Annotated in this window: 12 protein-coding genes and 1 tRNA gene; 5 read left to right on the top strand and 8 right to left on the bottom strand. The window is 67.6% G+C overall.

Annotated elements, in window-relative coordinates:
• The first annotated feature begins 148 nt into the window (after positions 1–148).
• Positions 149–1,366, top strand: a complete 1,218-nt coding sequence (locus tag DAT37_RS07570) for a L,D-transpeptidase (protein WP_198654133.1) — start codon at positions 149–151, stop codon at positions 1,364–1,366.
• Positions 1,367–1,448: 82 nt separating this feature from the next.
• Here DAT37_RS07570 and DAT37_RS07565 read toward each other — a convergent pair whose 3' ends face one another.
• The 3 genes from DAT37_RS07565 to orn form a co-directional block, all read right to left on the bottom strand.
• Positions 1,449–1,733, bottom strand: a complete 285-nt coding sequence (locus DAT37_RS07565; RefSeq protein ID WP_109523931.1) for a hypothetical protein — start codon at positions 1,731–1,733, stop codon at positions 1,449–1,451.
• A gap of 259 nt (positions 1,734–1,992) precedes the next feature.
• A tRNA-His gene (locus DAT37_RS07560) sits at positions 1,993–2,065 on the bottom strand.
• A gap of 55 nt (positions 2,066–2,120) precedes the next feature.
• Complete coding sequence (gene orn, locus DAT37_RS07555) at positions 2,121–2,768, bottom strand: oligoribonuclease (protein WP_109523930.1); 648 nt, start codon at positions 2,766–2,768, stop codon at positions 2,121–2,123.
• Positions 2,769–2,956: 188 nt separating this feature from the next.
• Between orn and DAT37_RS07550 the strand changes: the two genes are divergently transcribed.
• Positions 2,957–4,780, top strand: coding sequence for a helicase HerA-like domain-containing protein (locus DAT37_RS07550; protein WP_109524017.1), 1,824 nt, complete (start codon positions 2,957–2,959; stop codon positions 4,778–4,780).
• Positions 4,781–4,871: 91 nt separating this feature from the next.
• On the top strand, positions 4,872–6,524 hold the full coding sequence (locus DAT37_RS07545; protein ID WP_198654132.1) for a S8 family peptidase: 1,653 nt from the start codon (positions 4,872–4,874) through the stop codon (positions 6,522–6,524).
• Between the two features lie 155 nt (positions 6,525–6,679).
• Here the strand turns inward: DAT37_RS07545 and lysA are convergent, their stop codons facing one another.
• The 4 genes from lysA to DAT37_RS07520 all read right to left on the bottom strand — a co-directional run bounded on the left by lysA (position 6,680) and on the right by DAT37_RS07520 (position 11,711).
• Entirely contained in the window at positions 6,680–8,023 is a 1,344-nt protein-coding gene (gene lysA, locus DAT37_RS07535; RefSeq protein ID WP_109523927.1) for a diaminopimelate decarboxylase, read from the bottom strand.
• Positions 8,024–8,164: 141 nt separating this feature from the next.
• On the bottom strand, positions 8,165–8,968 hold the full coding sequence (cmrA, locus tag DAT37_RS07530) for a mycolate reductase (RefSeq protein WP_109523926.1): 804 nt from the start codon (positions 8,966–8,968) through the stop codon (positions 8,165–8,167).
• Between the two features lie 139 nt (positions 8,969–9,107).
• A complete protein-coding gene (locus DAT37_RS07525) occupies positions 9,108–11,138 on the bottom strand; it encodes an NADPH-dependent 2,4-dienoyl-CoA reductase (RefSeq protein WP_109523925.1) in 2,031 nt (676 codons plus the stop codon).
• A gap of 15 nt (positions 11,139–11,153) precedes the next feature.
• On the bottom strand, positions 11,154–11,711 hold the full coding sequence (locus DAT37_RS07520) for a PadR family transcriptional regulator (RefSeq protein WP_109523924.1): 558 nt from the start codon (positions 11,709–11,711) through the stop codon (positions 11,154–11,156).
• A 111-nt stretch (positions 11,712–11,822) separates the two neighbouring features.
• Here DAT37_RS07520 and DAT37_RS07515 point away from each other — a divergent pair, with 111 nt between their 5' ends.
• The gene (locus DAT37_RS07515) at positions 11,823–13,169 is read left to right on the top strand and encodes an MFS transporter (protein ID WP_109523923.1); all 1,347 of its coding nucleotides are present in this window, start codon (positions 11,823–11,825) and stop codon (positions 13,167–13,169) included.
• Positions 13,170–13,187: 18 nt separating this feature from the next.
• On the opposite strand, the gene DAT37_RS07510 is transcribed toward DAT37_RS07515, so the two are convergent.
• Positions 13,188–13,808 carry a TetR family transcriptional regulator gene (locus DAT37_RS07510; RefSeq protein WP_109524016.1) on the bottom strand — a complete coding sequence of 207 codons (621 nt, stop codon included), beginning with the start codon at positions 13,806–13,808 and terminating at the stop codon, positions 13,188–13,190.
• 171 nt (positions 13,809–13,979) lie between these two features.
• Between DAT37_RS07510 and DAT37_RS07505 the strand changes: the two genes are divergently transcribed.
• Positions 13,980–15,092 (top strand): ferredoxin reductase, encoded by a 1,113-nt coding sequence (locus DAT37_RS07505; protein WP_109523922.1) that lies wholly within the window; start codon positions 13,980–13,982, stop codon positions 15,090–15,092.
• Position 15,093 lies beyond the last annotated feature (1 nt).

Raw genomic sequence — 15,093 nt, 5'->3', positions numbered from 1 at the left:
ATTGGAAGGGTCCCGTCGGGCTGGCACAATAGCTGGACGTGGTCTCGACCGATCCCGCCGGCGCGGTGAGTTGAGCGCAGCAATCGGTTTGGATCCGAAGCCATCGGCGTGCTCTACAGGGGCGCCGGGACTTGAAACGGGGTTGGAAATGAGCATTGGTCGAGGTCGACATCGTTGGTCGATGCGGAAGCTAGCTGGACCGGTTGCCGTCCTCGCGGTGCTCGCGCTGGGGGCTTCGGCGTGCGCGTCGTCGTCGGGCAGCACCGGTGGCGTGGTCGCGATCGATCGCAATCCGATCACCGAGTTGATCAAGCCGAAGCTGATGTCTCCGGTCAAGGACGGCGATGTCGGTGTCTCGCCGGGCGTCCCGATGACCTTCAAGGTCGATGACGGTCAGTTCACCGACGTGAAGTTGCTGAACGCGCAGAACGATCCGGTGAGCGGCAGGCTCGCCGCCGACGGTCGCAGCTGGGAGACGACCGAGGTACTCGGCTACGGCAAGTCCTACACGTTGACCGCCAACGCGATCGGTCTCGGCGGCGGCAACACGACCGCGCTGCGCTTCACCACCAGCTCGCCGAACAACCAGACCCATCCCTACCTGCTCCCGGGCGAGGGCGAGATCGTCGGCATCGGCCAGCCGGTCGCGGTGCAGTTCGACGAGAACATCCCGGATCGCAAGGCGGCCCAGGACGCCATCAAGATCACCACCGAGCCGCCCGTCGAGGGCGCGTTCTACTGGGTGAACAACCGCGAGGTGCGGTGGCGGCCCGAGCATTTCTGGGCGCCGGGCACCAAGGTCACCATCGACGTGAACGTCTACGGCAGGGATCTCGGCAACGGACTGTTCGGCCAGGACAATCTGCATTCGTTCTTCACCGTCGGCGACGCGACGGTGTTCACCGCCGACGACAACACCAAGCAGGTGGTCGTGGAACAGAACGGTCAGGTGATCCGCACCATGGACACGTCCATGGGCAAGGACAGCACGCCGACCGACAACGGTGTCTACATCGTGGCCGACAAGCACGAGAAGATCATCATGGACTCCTCGACCTACGGTGTGGCGGTGAATTCGCCGGACGGGTACAAGACGCCGGTGGACTTCGCGACCAGGCTCTCCTACAGCGGCATCTTCTTCCACTCGGCCCCGTGGTCGGTGGGCGCGCAGGGCAATTCCAATACCAGCCACGGCTGCCTCAACCTCAGCCCGACCGACGCGCAGTGGGTGTTCCAGACCGCCAAGCGCGGCGACATCACCATCGTCAAGAACACCCGGGGCGGCACGCTGTCGGGCACCGACGGTCTCGGTGACTGGAATATCCCGTGGGCGGAGTGGAAAGCGGGCAACGCCGACATCCGCTGATCCGCCTCGGACGACACAAAGGCTCCCCGCGCACCGCGGGGAGCCTTTGTCGTTTCGGACCCGGGATGTGACCCGGGGATACTCAGGGGATATTGGGGCCGGCGGTGCCGGGGCAGGTCAGATTGGCGTTGATGGCGCTGCCTATCGCGGCGCACAGCAGCGGCCCGCCGAAGAGGAGGGTTTCCAGTCCGGTGGCCGACCCGGAATTGCCGGATCCGGTGGTGGTGGCCCCACCGGCGGACCCACTGGACGATCCGGTGGTCGCCGTACCCGAACCGGTACCGGCGGTGGAGGAAACGGCCGCCGTGGCGGTGGTGCCGGTGAGCAAGGAGGCCCCGACGAAGGCTGCGATAACCGCGGAACGCATCACGAACTGTTGTCTTTCTGGTCGACCGGTGTCCGATGCCTGCGCCTCGGTGAGGGAAGTCTACGGACCTCGGGGGGATATGTAGCACGATCAGGAGAGTTTGCGTTTCACATCATAGTTTCGCAGGGGCACTACGGTGTTCGCGGACAAATGGTTCGACTCGAGCGGCATGTGTGCGCGGTCGGTCGGCCGGTGACGGCCCGGTCGGGAAACGAGGGAGGGCCCGGTCGGGATTCGCATCTCGACCGGGCCCTCTCGGGGTGAGTGACGGGACTCGAACCCGCGACAGCCAGGATCACAACCTGGTGCTCTACCAACTGAACTACACTCACCATCGCCGATGAATCATCGGCGCGCTCGATACTAGCGTGTCACCCCCGCTAGTCCCTAATCGGCGTCCGGCGAGCCGTTGTGCTGCGGCGATCCAGCGGCGGGCCCACCGCTCAGCTCGGTCGCGACGGCGGCGATCTCGGTGCTGGAGGGGCCGGGAGGCGTCACGAACGCGGTGCGGCGGTAGTACTGGAGTTCGCGGATGGATTCCTGGATGTCGGCCAGCGCGCGGTGGGTCAGCCCTTTCTCCGGCTGGCCGAAGTAGATGCGCGGATACCAGCGCCTGCACAGTTCCTTGATGGAACTCACATCGATCATCCGGTAGTGCAGATGACCGTCGAGGGCGGGCATATCCCTGGCGATGAAGCCGCGATCGGTGGAGATCGAATTACCGGCCAGCGGAACGGTTCCCGAGGTCGGCGCGAACTGCTTGATGTAGTCGAGCACCTGCTGTTCGGCCTCGGCGAGGGTGACGGTGGAACGCCGCACCTCCTCGGTGAGCCCGGATCGCGCGTGCATATCGGCGACCACCGCGGGCATGGCGGCCAGCGCCTCGTCGTCGGCGTGGATCACGATATCCACGCCGTCACCGAGAATATTGAGGTCACTGTCGGTCACGAGCGCGGCCACCTCGATCAGCTTGTCGCTGTCGAGGCGAAGCCCCGTCATCTCGCAATCCATCCACACCACTAGTTTGTCGGACACCCGGGCAACCTTACTGTGCCCGATTCGTGCGGCGGTGCAGGTCGGTCCCGCCGTCACCGGGCGGTTATCCCGGCGAACCCGAGCTGCGGCGATAGGCTTTCCCTCGAGTTCGCCAGCAGAGTTCGACAGATGTTTCGGTGCGACAGCAAACCCGCCGCGGCGGGTCGGATCCGGACGGAGAACGTGCGATGGACGTATCGCGGAACGACCCACCCGGCGAGGCCGCCGCGAGCGTACCGAGCCCGCGGGAGAAGGCCGCGGCGGCGCGCAAGGCGGCCGAGGAAGCCGCGCGGGTGGCGGCGCAGGCGCAGGCCGCCGCCGAGGCCGCCGAACGTGAACTGATCGAACAGGAAGCCGCGGTCGCCTCGGGGGCCGATGCCGGATTCGGGGCGTCGGGGGCCGCTGCGCGGGCCGAGAGTGCCGCCGAAGCCGCGACGGCGGCGGATCGGCGACAGGTGTCGGCCGAGGCCGCCGCCGAAGCTGCCGATCTGTCGGTGGCCGGGGAGATCGCCGCGGGTTACGCGTTCGACGGCGCCGCGCTCGAACTCGGCACCGTCGTGGTCGACGGGCAGGTGGATCCCGCTGCGGCGGTGCGCGTCCCGCTGCGCACGCTGAACAGGCACGGACTCGTCGCGGGCGCGACCGGCACCGGCAAGACCAAGACACTCCAGGGCATCGCCGAACAGCTCTCGCGCGCGGGTGTTCCCGTCGTGCTCGCCGATATCAAAGGTGATCTGTCCGGGCTGGCGCAGCCGGGTGAAGCGGGCGAGCAGGTCACCGCGCGCGCCGCCGAGACCGGCCCGCGGGATTGGACACCGAGCGGATTCCCGGTCGAGTTCGTCTCGCTCGGCACCGGCGGCATCGGGGTCCCGATCCGCGCCACGGTGACCGCGTTCGGGCCGGTGCTGCTCGGTAAAGTGCTCGGGCTCAACGACACCCAGGAATCCACGCTCGGACTGATCTTCCACTGGGCGGACAAACAGGGACTCGCCCTGCTTGACCTGAAGGATCTGCGTGCCGTCATCACACATCTCACCAGCCCCGAGGGCAAGGCCGATCTGAAGGGCATCGGCGGGGTGTCGGCGGCGACGGCGGGGGTGATCCTGCGCGCGCTGGTGAATCTGGAGGCCGAGGGCGGTGAGACCTTCTTCGGCGAGCCGGAACTCGATCCGGCCGACCTGCTGCGCACCGAGAACGGCCAGGGCGTCATCACCCTGTTCGAACTCGGAGCCCAGGCGGCGCGGCCGGTGATGTTCTCCACCTTCCTGATGTGGGTGCTCGCCGATCTGTTCCAGACGCTGCCCGAGGTCGGCGATGTCGACGCGCCGAAACTGGTCTTCATCTTCGACGAAGCGCATCTGCTGTTCGCCGACGCCTCCAAGGCGTTTCTGGACCAGGTCGAACAGACGGTCAAACTCATCAGGTCCAAGGGCGTCGGCGTCTTCTTCTGCACCCAGTTGCCCACCGATATCCCGAATCCCGTTCTCTCCCAATTGGGCGCGCGCGTCCAGCACGCCCTGCGCGCCTTCACCCCGGATGATCAGAAGGCCCTGTCGAAAACCGTGCGCACCTACCCGAGAACCGGCGCCTACGATCTGGAGAAGGCGCTGACCTCGCTCGGCACCGGTGAGGCGATCGTGACGGTGCTGTCCGAACGCGGCGCGCCGACCCCGGTGGCGTGGACCAGGATCCGGCCACCGCGATCGCTGATGGACACCATCGGCGAGGACGCGATCAGGTCGAGGGCATTGTCCAGCGCGCTGTCGGCGAAATACGGGGCGACGGTGGACCGAGAGTCGGCCTACGAAATCCTCACGGCGAAAATAGAAGCCGCCGCCGCGAACGATCCGCAGGCTCCGCCACCGCCCGGCCGTCCGGCGGCGGGTGCGGATCAGGATTCGGCCGCCGAGCGCATCATGAGAAATCCCGCGGTGAAGAGTTTCCTGCGTTCGGCCGCGAATGCGGCGGGCCGCGAGATCAGTCGCAGCCTGTTCGGCACCCGCAAGCGCTGACACCGCCGCGGTGGAACCGGGCACCCGAGCCGCGCGCGCGAACCGGGGATAGATTTCACGGTGTTCGGACCATGCGACGAAGGGAGTCATGGTGCCTACCGCGAATTTCGGGACGAAGGACGAACCCGGTTTCGAGTTGGAACAGAGTGCGGACCTGATCGTGGTCAGGACGCACAGCGGACCGGGCATACCGCACCGGTCGGGTTCGGTGCGTACACCGCTGAGTGCGGAACTCGACGACGCGCGCCTGGTCGCGCGCTATCCGGAGGCCGGTGTCGAGGTGTATCGGCTGCCCGCGGACTCTCCGTCGGTCGCGGAACGCAAACGGGTGCTCGACGCGGCCCCGGAGGTGCGCTTCGCCGGACATGTCCTCGTCGATCCCGGCACCGGGGAACCGGTGCTGTACACCGAGAACATCTTCGTCAAGTTCGTCGACGACGCGGATCCGAGGGAATGCCGCGCCGTACTGGACGAGGCGGGGCTGCGGATCCGAGAGCAGGTGGGCTACGCGGCGAACGCGTTCTTCGCGGCCGCGCCCGAGGGGACGGGGCAGCGCGTATTCGATATCGCGAACGCCCTGCTCGCCCGCGCGGACGTGCTGTACTGCCATCCCGAACTCATCCGGCACAGTTCGCGCAAGGCGATCTTTCCCCAGCAGTGGCATCTCCAGACTGCCGTGATCGGCGGGAAATCGGTCGACGCGCACGCGAATGTGGCGGCGGCCCACGCGGTCACGCGCGGTGCGGGGGTGACGATCGCCGTCGTGGACGACGGGGTCGACATCGATCATCCCGAATTCACCGGTGCGGGCAAGGTGGTCGCGCCACGCGATGTCACCACCGGCACCGACGATCCGCGCCCGAAGGACAGCTTCGGCACCGGTCCGGACGCGGGGGACAACCACGGCACCGCCTGTGCCGGGGTCGCTTGCGCGAACGGCACGGTCGGGGCCTCGGGTGTCGCGCCGGAGGCGAAACTCATGCCGATCCGCCTCGCCTCGGGGCTGGGGTCACAGGCGGAGGCGAAGGCGTTCCAGTGGGCGGCCGACAACGGGGCCGATGTCATCTCGTGCAGTTGGGGTCCCGCCGACGGCGCGTGGTTCCAGCCGAACGACCCGGTGCACGGCCGGGTCGTCGCCCTGCCCGCCAGCACGCGGTTGGCGATGGAACACGCTCTCACCACGGGCCGGGACGGGCGCGGTTGCGTCATCCTGTTCGCGGCGGGCAACGGCAACGAATCCGTCGACAACGACGGCTACGCGAGTTTCCCGAAGGTGATCGCCGTCGCGGCCTGCAACGACACCGGAAAGCGCAGCGTATACAGCGATTTCGGCAAAGCCGTGTGGTGCGCGTTCCCCAGCAGTGATTTCGGTCACCGCCCGTTCGGCCACCCCGAACCGCTGACCACGGGCATCTGGACCGTCGATCGGCACGGCCGCGACGGGTACAACTCCGGTCGCGTCGCCGACGGAGACGCGACGGGTGATTTCACGAACAGTTTCGGTGGAACGTCCAGCGCCTGCCCCGGCGCGGCGGGCGTGGTGGCGCTGATGCTGTCGGTGCGGCCGAATCTCACCTCGGACCGGGTGAAGGATCTCCTGCGCGAATCCTGCGACAAGATCGATCCGCAGGGCGGGGCCTACGGGGCGGACGGGCGCAGTGACAAATACGGGTTCGGCAGGCTCGACGCGCTCGCGGCGGTGCGGGTGGCTCAGAACGCGGTCCAGGTGGCCCCGGTCGTCTGATCCGAGGGTGAGGTGGATGTCCGACCGTCGGCGATCCGTACCGAGCCGATACGCCGGACCGGCCGTCGACCGAGCGGATCGCCGGCGTCGACCGAGGCGCGGCTCGGCGACAGTCCGGTCTCGCGGATGCTCGAGCGCGACGGATCGCGCACCGGTCAATCGCCGATGTCGCGGCGCGACAGGTCGTCGATGGTTTCGCGGCGCAGCAGCTCACGGCATCGTCCGCCGCCGACCGCGATGATCGGCGGCCTGCCGACGCTGTTGTAGGTGGACGCGAGGCTGTGGTGGTAGGCGCCGGTGCACGGGACGGCGAGCACTTCACCCGGGCGCAGGTCGACGGGCAGGCGTACGTCGGCGGCGATGATGTCACCCGCCTCGCAGAATCTGCCCGCGACGGTCGCGGTCATCTGGGCGCACTCCGGATGCCGATTCGCCACGACGACGCTGTATCGCGCGCCGTACAGGGCCACGCGCGCGTTGTCGCCCATACCGCCGTCGACGGTGACGTAGGTGCGGCCGCCCTCGACATGTTTGACCGAGAGCACGCGGTACAGGGTCACACCGGCGCGGGCGATGATCGCGCGGCCCGGTTCCAGCGCGATCCTCGGGCGCGGAAACCGATGACGGGCGCACGCGGCGTCGAGAGCGTCCTCGATGACGTCGGCGAGTTCGGCGAGATTCATCTCGGCGTCGCCGCCGCGGTAGGCGACCGCGTGTCCCCCGCCCAGATCGAGTTCGGTCAGGATGACGTCGTGCTCGCGCCGCACCATCGCCATCTCGGCGATCATCCGCCGCACCGCCTCGCCGTAGTGGTCGGGATCGTGGATCTGCGAGCCGAGGTGGCAGTGGAAGCCGACGAGATCCAGTTCGGGCCTGCGCAGCACCCGCTCGACCGCCTCGGCGGCGGCGTCGCTGCCGATCGGGAACCCGAACTTCTGATCCGTGACACCGGTTCTCACCGCCGGGTGCCCGTGCACGTCGATTCCGGGCGACAGGCGGATCAGGACCTGCTGTGTGCGGCCGAGCAGTGCCGAGAGCATGGTGATCTCGGTGAGCGAGTCGATGACGATCCGCCCGACGCCCGCCCGTACCGCGGCCTCGAGTTCGTCGAAGGACTTCCCGTTGCCGTGCAAGACGATCCGTCCCGGCTCGATGCCGGCGGCGAGCGCGACGGCCAATTCGCCCGCCGAGCACACGTCGACCGAAAGTCCCTCCTGCCCGACCCATTTCGCGACGGCGCGGATCATCATGGCCTTGCCCGCGTAGCTGATCTCGGCGTCGGGAAACGCCCCGCGGTAGGCGCGGCAGCGTTGTCTGACCTCGTCTTCGTCGATGACATAGGTCGGTGTCGCGTACTGGTCGGCGATATCGGCCAGCGCGACCCCGCCCACGGTGACGCGGCCCGCGTCGTCGTAGTGCGTCTCACGCGGCCACACCGCCGGGTCGAGGCGCGAGGGCATTCCCGACCGCAGCGACGGGAAGATTTCGAGCAGCGTCACGGTGTCTCCTGAGGGCGTCCCCGCTGTTCTTTACGCGGGGTCGATGTCAGGCATACGCCGGACGCGCAGTCCGCGGTCGGACGTTTGCACATCCCTGACCGGCGGCGAACCGTTCTTGACGGGTTCTTGACCGGGGCGCGGTCAGTTGCCCAGTCGTTTGTAGAGCGCACCCGCGATCGGCGCGGACAGCGCGCGCGGCGCGAACTGTCCCGCGACGCTCATGCCCTTGCCGAGCAGTCCCGGGACGACGCGCATCTTGTTGCGCGCCAGGGCGTCCAGCGACAGTTTCGCGGTGTATTCGGCCGAGACCCAGATGAATTCGGGCACCTTGTTGTCGGAGACGAACGCCTCGGTCTGCTCGGGATTGTCGGTGCGCACCGGGCCCGGGGCGAGCAAGGTGACGTTGACGCCGCTGCCGCGCAGCTCACCGCGCAGCGATTCGGAGAAACTGTTGGCGAAGGCCTTGCTCGCCGCGTAGGTCGTGTTGTTCGGGATCGGCATGTTCCCGGCCGCCGAGCCGGTGATGAGGATGCCACCGCCACCGCGTTCGATCATGCCGGGCAGGACGGCGAGGGTGAGATCGTGCACCGCGACCGCGTTGAGTTCCATCACCGAACGCTCGAACGCCGGATCGAGGTCGGCGACCGCGCCGAAGGTCGCCACACCCGCGTTGTTGCACAGCACGGCGATATCGCGCGCCGCGAGCTCCTCGGCGAGCGGCCCGCGCTGGGCCCGGTCCGAGAGGTCGACCGCGCGCACCTCGGCGGTGATTCCGTGTGCCGAGGTGAGCCGCTGCGCCAGTTTGTCGAGCAGTTCACCTCGCCGTGCGACGAGGATCAGCGAATATCCGCGCGCCGCGAGTTCGGTGGCGAGGGCGGTGCCGATACCGGACGACGCGCCGGTGACGACCGCGCGGTTCTCGGAAGAGGGGGAAGGCAGGCTCACGCTGCGAGCCTAGGCGATGGGGGCGCGGGCACGTTCGCAGGTAACGGGACGCCCGCGTGATCCCGCCACGCAGGAACCCACCGGGAGCGCGGCCTGATCAGCGTGGACCGGAATCCCCTGGTCCAGGCTGGGGTGGACGTCAAATGCGTGCCGCCAACCTGGTGCCCTGGTCGATTGCTCGCTTGGCGTCGAGTTCGGCCGCCAGTTCCGCGCCGCCGATCAGATGGATGGCGACACCGGCCGCGCGCAGCGGCTCCTCGAGGTCGCGTACCGATTCCTGGCCCGCGCAGACGATCACATTGTCGACCGGGATCAGTTGCGGGCGTGCGCGTTTCTCGCCGAAACTGATGTGCAGGCCGCTGTCGTCGATACGTTCGTAGTTGACGTCGCCGACGTGCTCGACGCCCTTGGCCTTCAGCGCGGCCCGGTGCACCCAGCCCGACGTCTTACCGAGATCCTTGCCGAACGGTGTCGACTTGCGTTGCAGCAGCACCACTTCGCGCGCGGCGGGAGCGGGTTTGGGGGTGGTGAGCTGGCCGCGGACCTGTTCGTCGTCGGAGGTGACGCCCCATTCCTCTTTCCACTCGTCGAGTTTGAGTGTCGGATGTCCTTCGACGGTGAGGAATTCGCTCACGTCGTACCCGATGCCGCCCGCGCCGATGACCGCGACCCGTTTGCCGACCGGACGGCCGTCGCGCACCAGTTCGGCGTAGGACAGCACCATCGGGTGATCGATGCCGGGGATATCCGGGATACGCGGTCGCACACCGGTGGCGAGCACGATGTCGTCGTAGCCGCCCGCGAGGAGTTCCTCGGCGCTCACCCGTTTCCCGAGGTGGACGTGCACGCCGGTGATCTCCAGCATCCGCTGGTAGTACCGGATCGACTCGGAGAATTCTTCCTTGCCGGGGATGCGGCGGGCGATATCGAATTGGCCGCCGATCTTGTCGTCGGCTTCGAAGAGATCGACCCGGTGACCCCGTTCGGCGAGGTTGACCGCCGCCGAGAGTCCGGCCGGTCCCGCGCCGACGACGGCGACGCGTTTGGTGCGCCGGGTCGGCAGCAGGACGAGTTCGGTTTCGTGTCCGGCGCGCGGATTGAGCAGGCAGGAGACGGTCTTGCGGCTGAACGCGTGATCCAGGCAGGCCTGGTTGCAGGCGATACAGGTGTTGATCTCGTCGACGCGGTCGCCCGCCGCCTTGTTCGCCCATTCCGGGTCGGTGAGCAACGGCCGGGCCAGGGAGACGAGTTGGGCGTCACCCCTGGTCAGGATCTCCTCGGCGACTTCGGGCATATTGATGCGGTTGGAGGCGCAGACCGGGATGTTCACCCGCTGGGCGATCTTGGCCGTGAATTCCACGAAGGCCGCGCGCGGCACCGAGGTCACGATGGTCGGCACCCTGGCCTCGTGCCAGCCGATATCGGTGTTGAGGATATTCGCGCCCGCGGCTTCGAGTTCCTGGGCGAGGGCGACGATCTCGTCGAAGGTCTGGCCGTCCTCCACCAATTCCGCCATGGACAGCCGGAACACGATGATGAATTCCGGGCCGACCGCCGCCCGGGTCCTGCGCACGATCTCCACGGCGAGCCGACGCCGATTCTCCGGCGACCCGCCCCATTTGTCGTTGCGTTTGTTGGTGCGCGGGGCGAGGAACTGGTTGATGAAATAGCCTTCACCGCCCATGATCTCGCAGCCGTCGTAGCCGGCGAATTTCGCCAGCGCGGCGCAGCGCGCGTAATCGTCGATGGTCCGTTCGACGCCTCTGCCCGAGAGCGCGCGTGGCCGCAGCGGATTGATCGGCGCTTTGATCGAGGACGCCGACACGCTTCCTGGCATATACGAGTAGCGGCCCGCGTGCAGGATCTGGATGGCGATCTTGCCGCCCGCGTCGTGCACCGCCCGGGTGATCCTGCGATGCCGGTAGGCCTCGTTCCTGCTGGTCAGCTTCGCGGCGAAGGGCAGCAACCAGCCGGTGCGATTGGGCGCGTAGCCACCGGTGATGATGAGTCCGACACCGCCTTTCGCGCGTTCGGCGAAATAGGCCGCCAATTTGGCGGTATCCCAGGCGCGGTCCTCCAGGCCGGTATGCATCGACCCCATCACCACGCGATTGCGCAGCGTGGTGAAACCGAGGTCGAGCGGTTCGAACAGGTGGGGGAAGGAGGTCATCTCACTCTTTCTCCGTCACTCCGGGTGCGGGGCTGACGCAACCGGTCGTAGGGCTTGCAGGACTTCGTCGCACCATTCGACGAATCCGGATTCCACGCGAATCCCACCGCGCAGGACCAGGTATTGGTGCAGGGTGGTGCCGGTGAGCTGTTCCGGCGCGGGAAAGTCGTTCTTCTCGATGCGCAGATACACCTCGAGTCGCTGGGCGTGCTGGTCGCGGTGCCGGTTGACCTCGGTGCACAACGCGGCGATATCGCCGTGGGCGGCGGCGCGGATCTTCACGCCGAGTTCGCTGCGCGGCAGATCGGTATCGGTGGGTTCGGCGATCCAGCGCGACAATTCGGCGCGGCCCTCCTCGTTCACCGAATACACCTTCTTGTCGGGCTTGCCCTCCTGGGCCACCGTCACACCGTCGAGCCAGCCGGATTCCTCCATGCGCTTGAGGACGCGATAGATCTGCTGGTGGGTGGCGTTCCAGAAGAAGCCGATCGATTTGTCGAAGCGCCGCGCCAACTCGTAGCCCGAGCCGGCGCGCTCGGTCAGGGATACCAGCAACGCGTGCTCGAGGGCCATGCCGGACAGGATAGCCGTAACACTCGGTACTATGCAATTAGGTGCATAGCGCGCCATGGTCCTCGGTTGTTGCCCCCGTACGTGGCCCCGATCCCCGTTAGGCTGCGCGACATGACCGAGGTGAACGCCGAGGCGACCATTGGGCAGGCCGCCGGGCGCGGGCAGATCGTGGCGTGGGGGCTGTGGGATTGGGGATCGTCCGCGTTCCAGGCGGTCATCCTGACCTTCGTCTTCTCGGTCTATCTCACCGACACGGTGGGCGACGATCTGCCCGGCGGGATCAGCGCCAGCTCGTGGCTCGGCTGGGCCATCGCCATCGCGGGCGTGATCGTCGCGCTCACCGCGCCGATCAGCGGCCAGTACTTCGACGCCGCCGCCCGCCGCAAACGCGCGCTCGCCGTGCTGACCGCGCTGACGATCCTGTCGATGACCGGGCTGTTCTTCGTGCACGACGACTACAACGACCTGTGGCTCGGCCTGGTCCTGCTCGCCTTCGGCTCCACGATGTTCGAACTGGCCGGTGTGCCCTACAACGCCATGCTGCGCCAGGTCTCCACCCCGGCCACCGTCGGGCGGGTCTCCGGATTCGGCTGGGCCATGGGCTATTTCGGCGGCATCTTCCTGCTGCTGATCTGTTACTTCGGATTCATCTCCGGCGACGGCGACAACCGGGGACTGCTCGGGATGCCCACCGACGACGGATTGAACATCCGCCTCGTCGCGATTCTCGCGGCGGTCTGGTTCGCCGTGTTCGCCCTGCCCGTGCTGCTCTCGGTCCCCGAGATACCGCATACGACAGCCGATCCCGGTGCGGACAAGGCCGGATTGTTCGGCTCCTACCGGGTGTTGTGGCGGGATCTGCGCGAACTGTGGTCCGTGGACCGGCGCACGGTCGGCTTCCTGCTGGCCAGCGCGGTATTCCGGGACGGCCTGGCTGGTGTCTTCACCTTCGGCGCGGTACTGGCCGTGCGGGTGTACGGCATCGCGGACGCCGATGTGCTGCTGTTCGGTGTCGCCGCCAATGTGGTCGCCGCGATCGGCGCGCTGATCGCGGGCCGTTTCGATGATCGGGTCGGGCCCAAGGTGGTGATCGTGGTCTCGCTGGCGTCGATGCTGGTCTGGGGGACCGTTCTGCTCGTCGTCTCCGGCCCGGTGCTGTTCTGGGTCTTCGGCCTGCTGCTCACCGTGTCGGTGGGCCCCGCGCAGGCTTCGGCGCGGTCCTTCCTGGTCAGGATCGCGCCGCCCGGGCGCGAGGGTCAGTTGTTCGGCCTCTACACCACGACCGGGCGCGCCGCGTCTTTCCTCGCCCCCGCTCTGTTCGGCCTTTTCGTCTGGCTCTTCGACGCCGAACGGGCGGGCATCATCGGGCTGCTGCTCGTCCTCGCGGTCGGGCTGATCGCTCTGCTGCCCGTGCGTGGACCGGATCGTGCCGTCGAGACGGTGTACCCGCCCGCCTGACCGCGAGGCCCGACGCCGCTATCGCGGTTTCGGCGGTGACCAGGCTCCCATGCCGAGGGAGATCAGACGGACCTGCTGGACGGTCCGGTCGATGATGTGCTGGGCCTCGCGCGAGGACGCGGAGATATAGGCGGCGATGCCGTCGGTCACCGTGGAGACCAGCAGGTCGGCGGCGATCTCCAGATCGCGCGGACTCCACTCGTCCAGCGCGCGCACGCGCGAGAGATCGGCGACGAGTTCGCGCACGATCAACTGCAATTCCGTCGCGATGGCGCGGCGCAGTACCGCCGACCCGCCGTGGCGTTCCCTGGTCAGGAAGCCGAACAGGTCGCGTTTGGGGCCGACCTGATCGAAGACGAACCGCACCGTCTCGGTCAGGCCCGCGTCGGGATTGCGGCGTACCTCACGCAGCGCCAGCCGCAACGCGGTCACCCCGTCGTCGACCAGGGTCGCGCCGAGATCTTCCAGTGAATCGAAATGACGGTAGAAAGCCGTCGGCACGATACCGGCCGACCGGGCGATCTCGCGCAGGCTGAGCGCGGCGAATCCGCGGTCGGAGGCGAGGGCGAGGGTGCCCTCCAGCAGGGCCTGCCGGGTGCGCTCCTTGCGCTCATTTCTGGTCGCTGCCTGCTCAGTCATCACGGTGAGCATACATCCGTTCACCATACGTCCGTTCCAAGGATGTTGTTCGGGTCACACAACTTGCCGGTTGACACCTGACCCCGTTCATCAGTCACACTAGTTGAGTGTACAGGCGTGCACTGAAATTGTGGGAGCACGCCGCAGCCCCCGAGAGGCACGGAGAATCTGATGGTGGATCTCATCGATCTGGTGCAGACCCTGACCACGCCGCACCCGCTCGACCGCTACCTCGAATTGGTCCGTCCGACCCTGACCGCGCGTCAGATGCGGGCCGAGATCACCCACGTGCGCCGCTCGACGCCCGGATCGGTGACGCTCACCCTGCGCCCGACCCGGCATTGGCGCGGCCACACCGCGGGCCAGTTCGTCCGGATCGGCGTGGTGATCGACGGTGTGCGTCACACCAGGTGCTATTCGCCGGTGAATCCCGAGGGCGGGCGCGGGCGCTACATCCAGTTGACCGTCAAGGCCCACCGGGGCGGGCTGGTGTCGCAGTACCTGCATCACAACGCCGCTGTCGGCATGGTGGTCGACCTGGCACCGGCCGACGGTACGTTCGCGCTGCCCGAATCACGTCCCGACCGGATCCTGCTGATCAGCGGCGGCAGCGGCATCACGCCGGTGCTGTCGATGATGCAAACGCTGGCGGCCAAGGGATATCGGGGCGAACTGGTCTTCCTGCACTACGCGAAGTCGCCGGTTCTCGTCCCGCATCGCGCCGAACTCGACGCGATCGCGCGCTCGCACCGCAACTTCCGCATCGAACTGCGCTATCCGGGCAGGCGCGCCACCGACCCGATCGGTTCGGCGGCCACCGGCGCATGTGTAGAAGTCAGCGGCGGCGGGTATTTCGGCTACGACGAGCTGGTGCGGGTAGCGCCCTGGTTCGCCGACGCGCAGACCTTCGTCTGCGGGCCGAAGCGGCTGATGGACGCGGCGGGCGAGATCTTCGCGGCCGAGCAGGTGTCCGACCGGCTGCACACCGAGGAGTTCACCCTCGCGCTCGCTCCCGTCGACAGCGAGGCGGCGCACGGCACGGTGAACTTCTCCGGCAGCGGGGTCAGCGCCGACAACACCGGTGCCAGTCTGCTCGAACAGGCCGAGGGCGCCGGACTCAGCCCGGAGTTCGGCTGCCGGATGGGTATCTGCTTCTCCTGCACGGCGGTTCGCCGCACCGGTTGCACCCGCAACCTGCGGACCGGTGAAACCGACAGTGATCCGGATCAGCCCATCCAGCTGTGCATCAACGCCCCCGTGGGCGACGTCGAGATCGACATCTGAG

The sequence above is a fragment of the Nocardia aurea genome (assembly GCF_003123685.1).
In the GTDB taxonomy this organism is placed as follows: domain Bacteria; phylum Actinomycetota; class Actinomycetes; order Mycobacteriales; family Mycobacteriaceae; genus Nocardia; species Nocardia aurea.
This window is presented reverse-complemented; position numbering and strand designations above follow the sequence as displayed.

What these genes read in the sequence shown, in the direction of transcription:
- DAT37_RS07570 (WP_198654133.1), top strand. Translation starts at nt 149, where the DNA reads ATGAGCATTGGTCGAGGTCGACATCGTTGGTCGATGCGGAAGCTAGCT.
- DAT37_RS07565 (WP_109523931.1), bottom strand. Translation starts at nt 1,733, where the DNA reads ATGCGTTCCGCGGTTATCGCAGCCTTCGTCGGGGCCTCCTTGCTCACC.
- DAT37_RS07550 (WP_109524017.1), top strand. Translation starts at nt 2,957, where the DNA reads ATGGACGTATCGCGGAACGACCCACCCGGCGAGGCCGCCGCGAGCGTA.
- DAT37_RS07525 (WP_109523925.1), bottom strand. Translation starts at nt 11,138, where the DNA reads ATGACCTCCTTCCCCCACCTGTTCGAACCGCTCGACCTCGGTTTCACC.
- DAT37_RS07520 (WP_109523924.1), bottom strand. Translation starts at nt 11,711, where the DNA reads ATGGCCCTCGAGCACGCGTTGCTGGTATCCCTGACCGAGCGCGCCGGC.
- DAT37_RS07515 (WP_109523923.1), top strand. Translation starts at nt 11,823, where the DNA reads ATGACCGAGGTGAACGCCGAGGCGACCATTGGGCAGGCCGCCGGGCGC.
- DAT37_RS07510 (WP_109524016.1), bottom strand. Translation starts at nt 13,808, where the DNA reads ATGACTGAGCAGGCAGCGACCAGAAATGAGCGCAAGGAGCGCACCCGG.
- DAT37_RS07505 (WP_109523922.1), top strand. Translation starts at nt 13,980, where the DNA reads ATGGTGGATCTCATCGATCTGGTGCAGACCCTGACCACGCCGCACCCG.